The organism is Streptomyces sp. NPDC127197 (genome assembly GCF_042672405.1).
Classification (GTDB): Bacteria; Actinomycetota; Actinomycetes; order Streptomycetales; family Streptomycetaceae; genus Streptomyces; species Streptomyces flavusporus.
Genome location: NZ_JBHXVG010000018.1, coordinates 167,378 through 178,307 on the forward strand (window position 1 = coordinate 167,378; position 10,930 = coordinate 178,307).

At 71.2% G+C, this 10,930-nt stretch carries 13 protein-coding genes; 9 read left to right on the plus strand and 4 right to left on the minus strand.

Annotation, left to right across the window (positions count from 1 at the left end; genetic code table 11):
- The first annotated feature begins 106 nt into the window (after positions 1-106).
- From ACFVJQ_RS26630 to hemC, 5 genes are all read left to right on the plus strand, one after another.
- Complete coding sequence (locus tag ACFVJQ_RS26630; protein ID WP_385787563.1) at positions 107-283, plus strand: hypothetical protein; 177 nt, start codon at positions 107-109, stop codon at positions 281-283.
- A gap of 115 nt (positions 284-398) precedes the next feature.
- Positions 399-1,088, plus strand: coding sequence for a response regulator (locus tag ACFVJQ_RS26635; RefSeq protein ID WP_385516211.1), 690 nt, complete (start codon positions 399-401; stop codon positions 1,086-1,088).
- A 72-nt stretch (positions 1,089-1,160) separates the two neighbouring features.
- Complete coding sequence (locus ACFVJQ_RS26640) at positions 1,161-2,144, plus strand: ATP-dependent DNA ligase (protein WP_385787566.1); 984 nt, start codon at positions 1,161-1,163, stop codon at positions 2,142-2,144.
- A gap of 143 nt (positions 2,145-2,287) precedes the next feature.
- Positions 2,288-3,064, plus strand: coding sequence for an NPP1 family protein (locus ACFVJQ_RS26645; RefSeq protein WP_385787569.1), 777 nt, complete (start codon positions 2,288-2,290; stop codon positions 3,062-3,064).
- 49 nt (positions 3,065-3,113) lie between these two features.
- Positions 3,114-4,049: a hydroxymethylbilane synthase gene (hemC, locus tag ACFVJQ_RS26650; protein WP_385516208.1), complete on the plus strand. Its 936-nt coding sequence runs from the start codon at positions 3,114-3,116 to the stop codon at positions 4,047-4,049.
- 9 nt (positions 4,050-4,058) lie between these two features.
- Here hemC and ACFVJQ_RS26655 read toward each other — a convergent pair whose 3' ends face one another.
- Positions 4,059-4,580 carry a hypothetical protein gene (locus tag ACFVJQ_RS26655; protein WP_385516207.1) on the minus strand — a complete coding sequence of 174 codons (522 nt, stop codon included), beginning with the start codon at positions 4,578-4,580 and terminating at the stop codon, positions 4,059-4,061.
- A gap of 413 nt (positions 4,581-4,993) precedes the next feature.
- Between ACFVJQ_RS26655 and ACFVJQ_RS26660 the strand changes: the two genes are divergently transcribed.
- Positions 4,994-5,788, plus strand: a complete 795-nt coding sequence (locus tag ACFVJQ_RS26660; protein WP_385516206.1) for a SigB/SigF/SigG family RNA polymerase sigma factor — start codon at positions 4,994-4,996, stop codon at positions 5,786-5,788.
- A 7-nt stretch (positions 5,789-5,795) separates the two neighbouring features.
- On the opposite strand, the gene ACFVJQ_RS26665 is transcribed toward ACFVJQ_RS26660, so the two are convergent.
- Complete coding sequence (locus tag ACFVJQ_RS26665) at positions 5,796-6,119, minus strand: ANTAR domain-containing protein (protein ID WP_385516205.1); 324 nt, start codon at positions 6,117-6,119, stop codon at positions 5,796-5,798.
- 124 nt (positions 6,120-6,243) lie between these two features.
- Here ACFVJQ_RS26665 and ACFVJQ_RS26670 point away from each other — a divergent pair, with 124 nt between their 5' ends.
- Positions 6,244-7,047 (plus strand): VOC family protein, encoded by an 804-nt coding sequence (locus ACFVJQ_RS26670; protein ID WP_385516204.1) that lies wholly within the window; start codon positions 6,244-6,246, stop codon positions 7,045-7,047.
- Positions 7,048-7,087: 40 nt separating this feature from the next.
- Here the strand turns inward: ACFVJQ_RS26670 and glgX are convergent, their stop codons facing one another.
- Entirely contained in the window at positions 7,088-9,205 is a 2,118-nt protein-coding gene (gene glgX, locus ACFVJQ_RS26675; protein ID WP_385516247.1) for a glycogen debranching protein GlgX, read from the minus strand.
- Positions 9,206-9,231: 26 nt separating this feature from the next.
- Entirely contained in the window at positions 9,232-9,747 is a 516-nt protein-coding gene (locus ACFVJQ_RS26680) for a pep a2 (RefSeq protein WP_224737817.1), read from the minus strand.
- A gap of 306 nt (positions 9,748-10,053) precedes the next feature.
- Between ACFVJQ_RS26680 and ACFVJQ_RS26685 the strand changes: the two genes are divergently transcribed.
- Positions 10,054-10,350 (plus strand): DUF5133 domain-containing protein, encoded by a 297-nt coding sequence (locus ACFVJQ_RS26685; protein ID WP_385787594.1) that lies wholly within the window; start codon positions 10,054-10,056, stop codon positions 10,348-10,350.
- A 71-nt stretch (positions 10,351-10,421) separates the two neighbouring features.
- The coding region (locus ACFVJQ_RS26690; protein WP_385787576.1) for a maltotransferase domain-containing protein at positions 10,422-10,930 on the plus strand (509 nt) is incomplete at its 3' end.

Here is a 10,930-nt window from a genome sequence, read left to right on the forward strand (position 1 = left end):
GAGCAGGTTCCGCGCGACCGCTGGAAGTCCGGTACACCACCTGCGGGTGCGTCGTGGCTGGTCGCTCCCCCGCTCTCGGCTTCTCCCCCCATCGCGGCAGCGCCGCATGTCGATACAGCCCCGCGCCCCTTTGGGGCGCGCCAGCCGACGTCGGCGTCGGCTCGGCGAGGGACGGCTCCCCCACTGGACCGACCAGCTGACGGTCACCGTCACCGGCGACGGCACCGCAACCACCCGCGGCGCCCGCTCCGGGCCGGGGATTCGGTCCGGTCGGCAGGCGTGAAGGCGTCCGGTCCGTCGGCGGTGCCCTCCACGCGGGGCACCGTCCCCGGGGGGAATCGAGGTCACCACCCGACTGACGCCGTACCCCACCGCCCGGGCAAGGGAAGACGGAACCCATGACCATCCGCGTGCTGCTCGCCGACGACCAGGCCCTGCTGCGGGCCGCCTTCCGCATTCTGATCGACTCCTGCGAGGACATGGAGGTGGTGGGCGAGGCCACCGACGGCGCACAGGCGATCGACCTCGCCCGTACCCACCGGCCCGACCTCGTCCTGATGGACATCCGTATGCCCGGCACCGACGGCCTGGCCGCAACGTCCGCCATCTGCGCCGACCCGGAGCTGTCCGCGACCCGGGTGCTGATCCTGACGACCCTCGAGATCGACGAGGACGTCGCCGAGGCGCTGCGGGCCGGCGCGAGCGGCTTCCTCGGCAAGGACGTCACCGCCGATGGGTTCCTGGACGCCCTGCGGACCGTGGCCTCGGGCGAGTCCCTGCTCTGCCCGCTCGCCACCCGCGCCCTGATCACCCGCTTCCTGGCCACGCCCGCCGAGGGCTCCCGGCTGGCCACCCCGGAGGACCTCACCGCGCTCACCGCCCGCGAACGCGAGGTGATGGGCCGGGTGGCCGAGGGGTACTCCAACGAGGAGATCGCCCAGAAGCTCCTGCTCAGCCCGCTGACCGTGCGCGCACACGTCCACACGGCGATGACGAAGCTGGGCGCCCGGGACCGGGCCCAACTGGTCGTCATCGCCTACCACTCGGGCCTGGTCCGGGCCGTACCGCCGCCCTCCGTCGGCCGCTGACCCCACCCCCGTTCAGGGGAATCCTGTGGGCAGGGCGCGTGGCACCGCCCTGCCCCGTCGACACCTAGGCCCGTGACCCTGCCGCTGATCGCCCCGATGCTCGCCACGCCCGGCACGCTGCCACCCGCCGCACAGGACGCGCAGTGGGCCTACGAGACCAAGCAGGACGGCCAGCGTGCGGTGGTCTACCTGCCCGGCGACGGCAGTGTGCTGCTGCGCGCCCGGTCCGGCGAGAACATCACCGCCACCTACCCGGAGCTGCTGCCGCTGGGCGGCGCCCTCGGCAGCACGCCCGCGGTGCTGGACGGGGAGGTCCTGGCACTGGACGAACAGGGGCGCGCCGACTTCCAGTTGCTGCAGTCCCGTATGAGCCTCGCACACGCGCCGTCCCGGGCGGCCCGCCGGGCGGCGGAACAGCCGGTCCACCTCGTACTGTTCGACGTGATGCACCTGGCGGGGCACTCACTGATCGGGCAGTCCTACGTCCGGCGGCGCGCCCGGTTGGAGGGGCTGGGCCTCGACGGACCGTTCTGGTCGACGCCGGGCGCGCTCGTGGGGCACGGCGAGCAGGCGCTGCAAGCCACTCTCAAGCACGGCCTGGAGGGCCTGGTCTGCAAACGGCTGGACTCGGTGTACGAGCCGGGGGTGCGCTCCCGGACCTGGATCAAGATCCGCAACATGCGCGGCGAGGACGTCGTCGTGGGCGGCTGGCTGCCCGGCAAGGGGCGGCTTACCGGCCTGCCCGGCTCGGTACTGATCGGCCAGCGCGACTCCGCCGGACGGCTGCGCTACGTGGGCAACGTGGGCACCGGCTGGAGCGAGGCCGAGCGGACGGAACTGGCGGCGCTGCTGCGGGCGCTCGCGACCGACGTGTGCCCCTTCCACCCCGCGCCGGCGGTGGCGGGCGCCCGCTGGGTGCTGCCGCGACTGGTCGGCGAGGTCCGCTACCGCACCCGCACCACGGCCGGGCTGCTGCGCCAGCCGTCGTGGCTGCGGCTGCGGCAGGACCTCACGCCCGAGGAGTCCACCGCCGACCTGCCCGAACACCTCGCCTGACACAGCGTCAGCAGGAAGTTGTCGGCTGTCCTTCACCAGGGGGACGCCTGTGACCTCTTGGCCTGGAAGGGAATCCCGGGGAAGCTGAACTGCCCTTTCCCCCCACAGCCGTTGGGCTGCGCCCGAATCAGGAGGAGGACGCAGTGTCGTCACCGAAGTCCACTCTGCACCGCAGGAGATGGCTCACCGGCCTGGCCGGCGCCGTCGCGCTCGTCGTCGCCTTCCCCGCCACCGCCTTTGCCGCCCCGCCGCCCGCGCTGCCCATGAACGCCGACAGCCAGGAGCGGACGTATCAGCCGGCCTTCGACTACGACACGGACGGCTGCTACTCCACGCCCGCCATCGGCCCCGACGGCACCGTCAACGGCGGCCTCAACCCGACCGGCGCGCTCAACGGCAACTGCCGGGACGCCTCCGACCTCGACAACACCAACAGCTACTCGCGCTACAAGTGCAACAACGGCTGGTGCGCCTACATGTACGGCCTGTACTTCGAGAAGGACCAGGCCGTGGCGGGCAGCAGCATCGGCGGCCACCGCCACGACTGGGAGCACGTCGTGGTGTGGGTGCAGAACAACCAGGTGCAGTACGTCTCGACGTCCAACCACGGTTCGTTCACCGTGCACACCGCGTCGCAGATCCGTTTCGACGGCACCCACGCGAAGATCGTCTACCACAAGGACGGCGTCAGCACGCACTGCTTCCGTGCCGCCAACTCCAATGACGAGCCGCCGGAGAACCACAAGGGCACCTGGCAGTACCCGCCGCTGGTCGGCTGGAACGGCTACCCGGCCGGCGTGCGCGACAAGCTGACCTCGTACAACTTCGGCAGCGCCAGCTTCGGTCTGAAGGACGGCAGCTTCAACTCCCACCTCGCCTCGGCGAAGCCGTCGGGCATCGCGTTCGACCCGAACGCCTGATCCGCGGTCTCGGGAGCGACGGGGACCGGCAACGGTCTATCGTGTCCGCATGCCGGTCCCCGATCTGATCCGCATCGTCTCCCGCGACTCCCCCATGGCGCTCGCCCAAGTGGAGCGTGTACGCGCCGAGTTGGCGGCCCTGCACTCTGACGTGCGCACCGAGGTCGTGCCGGTGAAGACCACCGGTGACAAGTGGATGGGCGATCTCGCCAAGGTCGAAGGCAAGGGCGCGTTCACCAAGGAGGTCGACGCGGCGCTGCTGGCCGGTACGGCCGATCTCGCGGTGCACTGCGTCAAGGACATCCCCGCCGACCGACCGCTCCCGGCGGGCACGGTGTTCGCCGCGTTCCTCAAGCGCGACGACATCCGCGACGCCCTCGTACACCCGGGTGGCCGCACCCTCGACGAACTCCCGCCCGGCACCCGGATCGGCACCTCCTCCGTACGCCGCGTCGCCCAACTGGCCGCCACCCACCCGCACCTGGAGTGCGTCCCGTTCCGCGGCAACGCCAACCGGCGGCTGGCGAAGCTGGCCGCCGGCGAGGCGGACGCGCTGCTGCTCGCCGTCTCCGGTCTGGAACGCATCGGGCGCCGCGACGTGATCAGCGAGGTTCTCTCCCCCGAGACGATGATGCCGCCGATCGGCGCGGGCATCCTCGCCCTGCAGTGCCGCGAGGGCGACGACGACCTCATCGACGCCGTCAACGCGCTCGGTGACCCGGACACGCACCGGGAGGCGACGGCGGAGCGCATGTTCCTGCACGTTCTGCAGGGCCACTGCAACAGCCCGATTGCCGGGTTCGCCCGGGTGGACCGCGGCGGCGAGCTGTCCCTGCGGGCCTGTGTGTTCACCCCCGACGGCAAGACGCGGCTCAACGCCCATGAGTGGGCCGGCCGCCTCGACCCGGCCACGCTCGGCACCTCGGTCGCCGTGGCCCTGCTGCGTCAGGGCGCCCGCGAGATCATCGACGGCATCCCGCACTGACCCGTCCGGTCAGGCGGTGCCCTCCTCCGCCTGACCGCGCAGGAAGTTGCTCACCTGGTGGGCGAGGCTCTCCCGGCCCCCCGCGGAGGGGGCACAGGAGGAACCCTCGACCAGACCGGTGCCACCCGCCCACAGCCGGCGGTCGGTCCAGTCGTCGTCCACCCGCAGCTGCACCTGGACGTCGACCCGGTCCAGGGCGGCCTCGGGCCCGGCCGCGTACAGCACGGCGGTGGCGCGGCGCAGCGGGTAGACGTCGTAGCCCTCGATGAACTGTGAGTTGCGCCAGTCCAGGAACGCGCTCTCCCCGTCGGGGCCGATCCGTAGGTCGATCTGGCCGTCCTCGAGGTGGATGCCGAACCTTTGCTCGCCGCGGTTCTCGACGGTCACGCGGACCCGGAAGTACGCCAGCCCCTCGGCGGCGTCGTCGCGTCCCCGCGGCGGCTCGGCCCGCTCCAGTCGGTGGACGCGGACGCGCAGGCCGGCATGCTCGTCGTACTCCTGCCAGTCCCCGACCACGTTCGGCTCGTACACGGTGCACCTCTCGAACTCTCGAAGCTGCTTCCTATCCGTGGGCTCGGCGCACTGTCAAATGAGCGGAATGCGCTGTGGCCAGGGAATTCACCCGTTTGATCGCTGATCAAGCCGTGCGCAGGGAGAATCGGCACGGGCGGATTCGCGGGCGTGCCGCACATCACGTCCGGACACGGGACCGGACCAGCCGCCGGCCGCCGGATGTCGACGGTGGAGAACGGCCTGGTCGCAGGGCGTCATGGTATTCACGAAAGGTGTTTCGTCCCGGTTTGTCCTGGGAATCTGCAGGGCAGTGCTTCGGACAGGAGGCACGTCCGTGGGAACCGGCTCGCCGGCCCCGGTGTTTTCGTGCGGTCCGAGCGCGCTTCCCACGGTGTCTGTCCACCCGGCACCTGCTGAGGGAGGCGCGCGGTATGCGTACCGCCGGCAGAACGAAGCAACACCCTCACGACGACGCCCCCGACACCGCCGCCGACTTCGAACGGCTCCAGCAGCTCCCCGAGGGCCCGGAACGCAAGGCCCTCCGCGACGAGCTGGTGCGGCTCTGGCTGCCCATGGCGGAGCGCATCGCCGTCCGGTTCCGGGGCCGCGGCGAGGCCCTCGAGGACCTGTACCAGGTAGCGGCACTCGGCCTCGTCAAGGCCGTCGACCACTACGACCCCTCTCGCGGCCGCGCCTTCGAGGCGTACGCCGTGCCGACCGTCACGGGGGAGATCAAACGCCACTTCCGTGACCACATGTGGACGCTGCACGTACCCCGGCGTGTCCAGGATCTGCGCAACCGGGTGCGCCGCTCCGTGAAGGAACTGGCGCACACGACCCCGGGGCGGGCCCCGACCATCGCCGAGATCGCCGCACACGCGCAGCTGAGCGAGAGCGAGGTGCGCATCGGGATGGAGGCCCTGGAGTGCTTCACCGCGCTGTCTCTCGAGGCGGAGATGCCGGGCACCGACGGTTACGCCCTCGCGGACGCGATCGGCGGTCCCGACCCGCGCTACGACGTCGTCGTCGACCGGGTGGCGGTGGCGCCCTGTCTGCAGGCACTGCCGGAGCGTGAGCGCACCATCCTGTACCTGCGCTTCTTCCGGGGCATGACCCAGAGCTGCATCGCAGAGCAGCTGGGCATCTCCCAGATGCACGTCTCCCGGCTGCTCAGCGCCTGCTTCGCCCGGCTCCGCGAGGAGCTGCTGGCCGGGACGGCCCGCTGAGGAGGCTTCACTGAAGGGGCGCGCCGGGAATCTGCGTCGGACCGTGCCGGTCGAGGGCGTCCTCCAGTTCGACGCGGATCTCCGGGGGCAGCTCCCCCCTGCGGCCCCAGATCAGAATCAGTTCCGCGACATTGCGGAGCTTGATGTTCGTGTGCTGGGAGACCTGCTTCAGCACCGCCCACCCCTGGTCCGGCGTCACCCGCCCCAGCGCGACCATCATGCCGATGGCCTGGTCCACCACGGCATGGGAGGCGAGGGCTTCCTTGAGCTGGGCCACTTCGTCCCGCAGTGCCTGGACCTGGTCCGTGGCGTCGGACGGTACACGTGTCACCTCTCCATCCTCCCACCGGTACTGCCGCCTGCCACCGGGGTACTCGGCAGGCGCCAGAACCGGTTCCGGTTGGACACTGGTGCCAGACCGGTAGCTGCCGGTCGACGAGACCAGGACGACTGCCATGAAACATGACTCGACACCCGCCTTCCCTACGACGGACGTCATGTCCACGCACACCACTGTGGGTGCGCCCTGCTGGGTGAGTCTGACCAGCCACGATGTGCGGGCCACCGAGGAGTTCTACACCGCTGTGCTGGGCTGGGAGTGGCGGAAGGTCAAACTCGGCGAGCACTTCCGGATCGCCATGGCGGACGGGGTACCCGTCGCGGGGATCGCGGCGGTGGCCACCATGTGGCAGATGGCGGTGGCCTGGACGCCGTACTTCGCGGTCCGCAGTGCCGACGAGGCGGTGGGCCGGGTCCAGGAGCGCGGCGGTACGACGGCGGTCGGGCCGATCTCCCTGCCGCCCGGACGGGCGGCGCTGCTCGCCGACCGGGACGGCGCGACCTTCGGCGTCTGGGAGGGGGAGCTGCCCTCCGACTGGGAGACCTGGCGCCACGCGGCATCGGCCTTCATCCGGCTGCACACCCGCGACGCCTTCGACGCCGCGATCTTCTACGGCGAGGTCCTCGACTGGGCGTCCGCGCCCCCCGGGTGCTGCGAGGTCACCTACGAGGGGGAGGAGGTCGTCATGCGCATCCGCGGGGAAGTCGTGGCGCGGATCGAGTCCGGCGCGCTGGAGACGGCCCCCGACCCCAGCATCCGGCCGCACTGGCAGGTCCACTTCGCGGTCGGCGACGTGGCCGCCTGTGTCCGGGCCGCGGTGGCGCACGGCGGCAGCGTGCTGAGCGAGGGGGCCGAGGAGGCGGTCCTGCGCGACCCCGACGGCGCCCAGTTCACGGTGACGTCACGTCGCGCACGGTGACGCCGGGCCGGGAGCCGCGCGCGGCGGACGCCCGGCCCGGTCAGCCCGCGCTGCGTGACGGCCGCGAGAGCAGCACGAGGCTGCGGGCCTCGACGGTCACACCGGTGCCGGCCTTGTGCTCCCGCTCGTCCGGGGTGCCCTGGGGGTCGGCGGTGTCGATCAGGGCCGTCCAGCGTTCGCCGTAGGTGATGTCCGGCAGTCGGAAGTCCACCGGCTCCCAGTAGCTGTTGAGGAGCAGCAGGAAGGAGTCGTCGATCACGGGACGGCCGTACGCGTCGGGTTCGGCGATGGCGTCACCGTTGAGGAAGACACCGACGGAGTGCGCGTCGGAGCGCTGCCAGTCCTGGTCGGTCATCTCGCGGGCGTCCGGCAGCAGCCAGACCAGGTCGGGCAGCGGCTGTCCGGCGTGCGTCACCGTCTCGCCGCGGAAGAAGCGGCGCCGGCGCAGCACCGGGTGCGCGGCGCGCAGTGCGATGACGTACCGCGTGAAGTCCCGCAGCTCGCGCTGCTCCTCGGTCAGCCGCCAGTCGATCCAGGAGACGTCGTTGTCCTGGCAGTAGGCGTTGTTGTTGCCGCCCTGGGTGCGGCCGAGTTCGTCTCCGTGGCAGAGCATGGGGATGCCCTGCGACAGCAGCAGCGTGGCGAGGAAGTTGCGCTGCTGGCGGGCCCGCAGCTCCAGGACGTCGGGGTCGCGGGTCGGGCCCTCGGCGCCGCAGTTCCAGGACCGGTTGACGCTCTCGCCGTCCCGGTTGCCCTCACCGTTGGCCTCGTTGTGCTTGTCGTTGTACGACACGAGGTCGCGCAGGGTGAACCCGTCGTGCGCGGTGACGAAGTTGACGCTGGCCCGTGGCCTGCGTCTGCTGTGCTGGTACAGGTCGGAGGAGCCGGTCAGCCGGGACGCGAACTCGCCCAGCGTGTGTTCGCCGCCCCGCCAGAAGTCCCGTACCGCGTCCCGGTACTTGCCGTTCCACTCCGACCACAGCGGCGGAAAGTTGCCCACCTGGTAGCCGCCCTCCCCCACGTCCCACGGCTCGGCGATCAGCTTGACCCTGCTGATCACGGGGTCCTGCTGGATCAGGTCGAAGAACGCCGACAGCCGGTCCACCTCGTGGAACTGCCGGGCCAGGGTGGCCGCGAGGTCGAAGCGGAAGCCGTCGACGTGCATCTCGGTGACCCAGTACCGCAGCGAGTCCATGATCAGCTGCAGGACGTAGGGGTGGCGCATCAGCAGGCTGTTCCCGGTGCCGGTGGTGTCGTAGTAGTGCCCCCAGTCACCGTCCACCAGGCGGTAGTACGAGGCGTTGTCGATGCCGCGGAAGGACAGCGTGGGGCCCTTCTCGTTGCCCTCGGCGGTGTGGTTGTAGACGACGTCGAGGATCACCTCGAGCCCGGCCGCGTGCAGCGCCCTGACCATCGACTTGAACTCGGCGACCTGCTGACCACGGGTGCCGTGCGCGGCGTAGGCGTTGTGGGGCGCGAAGAAGCCGATCGTGTTGTAGCCCCAGTAGTTGGACAGGCCGCGGTCCTGCAGGTGGCCGTCCTGCACGAACTGGTGCACCGGCATCAGCTCGACGGCGGTCACACCCAGCGAGGTCAGGTGGTCGACGACCGCGGGATGGGCGAGTCCGGCGTAGGTGCCGCGCAGTTCGGGCGGCACGTCCGGGTGGGTGCGGCTGAGCCCTCGTACATGCGCCTCGTAGATCACGGTGTCGGCGTACGGCCGCCGGGGCGGGCGGTCGTCGCCCCAGTCGAAGGCCGGGTCGGTGACCACGCCGAGCATGGTGTGGCCGGCGCTGTCGGCCGGGTCGGGGCCTGCCGCGGAACGCTCGTACAGCGAGGGATGGTTGTCGATCTGGCCGTCCACTGCGGTGGCGTACGGGTCGAGCAGCAGCTTGGCCGGGTTGCAGCGCTGTCCGAGGGCCGGGTGCCACGGGCCGTGCACCCGGTAGCCGTAGCGTTGCCCGGGGCCGATGTCGGGCAGATAGCAGTGCCAGACGAAGCCGTCGACCTCGGTCAGCGGGACGCTGCGGTGCCGCCCGCGGTCGTCGACCAGGACGAGTTCGACCCGTTCGGCGACCTCGCTGAACAGGGCGAAGTTGGTGCCCTTGCCGTCGTAGGCGGCACCCAAGGGATAGGGGTGCCCGCTCCATGCGGGCACCCCTGTCTTCAGGTTCGACTGCTGCGTCACCGTGCGTCCTCCAGAGCGCCGTCGTCCGCCGGGTTCGGCGGGGCGGCCAGTGCGGTGACCGGGAGCTCACGGGGCACCTGAAGGCCCTCGCGCAGGCTCGGCGCGGGCGCCTTCGGCACCAGCGGGACGCGCTGGCCGGCGCGGGCCCGCTGCGAGAACCAGATGACCTTGCTGCCGGTGTCCGTGGCGCAGCAGCCCCAGCCGTCGCTCATCGCGGCGATGTGCTCCAGGCAGGCACGGAGATCCAGGTCCGGGCGGAGCCCGTGGTCGTCGCCGCCGACGGCGGTGATCAGGTGCTGGCGGTTCCACCACATCTCGATCGAGGTGCGCTTGTCCGACGCGTGTTCGTCGATGGCCTTCAGCAGCAGCTCAGCGCTGTGGCAGACGGGCTTGACGAGCAGTTCGAGGTCCCAGTACCTGAGGTGGGCCGCCAGGATGCGGCTGACCTGTCCGACGCGTTCCGGGCTGACCTCCACGTCGAGGTGGTAGTAGCAGGGCACTGCGGTCTTCATCGTCGTGGCTCCTCACCGGCGAGGCTCTCGCTCCTCCTCGCCCTAGCGGGCCGACCCCCGAACACGAAGCGTGAGCGCTGATCGCTTCTGAGTCACCCTCAACAGTGCGGCCGCTAGTCCATTCGTGCAACACGAGCACAACACACCGGGGTTGTTGAAGCTCTAACAAGACGCTGAGTCGCCGTACGTGCACCATGAGTGAAGGCCTCGATCGCCGCAACGGATCCGTGTCGCCGTGCGCACGGCCGCCGGCCCGACCGTCGGGAACGTGCCCATCGAGCGCCCGGAAGGTGACACGGCGCCATGATGCTGCTACCCGCCAGAGCCGAAGTCGCCCGGCAGCTGCGGCGGTACCGGGCCTGGGAGCGCGTGATGCTCGCGGCCCCCTCCGACCGCACGGTGCGGGCCACCTTCGAGGACTCGGGTTACACCCTCTGCGTGCTGATGGGGAAGCGCTGCGCGCGCGAGGCGGCCGAGGCGGCCGAGCGCTATCTGCGCACCAGCCAGGCCACCTACCTGCGGGAGCAGCACGGCCGTCCACGCCCGACCCGCGTCCACCGACGGGGACCCCCGTCGGGCCGGCGTTCCCGGGCAAGGCGGTAGTCCCCTTTCCGGTGCAGGATCCCGAGCCGGGCCCAGGGGCCCGGCTATGAGTACGACGGAGGTGAGACCCAATGAGTACGACCGAGGCCATCGGCCGCATCCCGGTACGGGACGTCCACCCGGCGGTGGACGGCGGCAGGCGCCCGGCGAAGGCAGTGCCTGGAGAGACGTTCCAGGTCACCGCCACCGTGTTCCGCGAGGGGCACGACGCGGTCGCCGCCAACGTCGTCCTGCGGGATCCGCAGGGCCGCCCCGGCCCGTGGACGCCGATGCGTGAACTCGCCCCCGGCACCGACCGCTGGGGAGCCGAGGTCACCCCGGACACCGAGGGCCACTGGACGTACACCGTGGAGGCGTGGGGCGACCCGGTCACCACCTGGCGCCGGACCGCCCGGATCAAGGTCCCGGCCGGGATCGACACCGGCCTGGTCCTGGAGGAGGGCGCGAACCTGTACGAGCGGGCCGCCGACGAGGCGCCGAGCAGTGTACGGCGCGTGCTCCTCGACGCCGTCGCCGCACTGCGGGACGAGAGCCGGCCCGCCGCCTCCCGGCTGGCCGCCGCGTTGACGCCGGAGGTGGA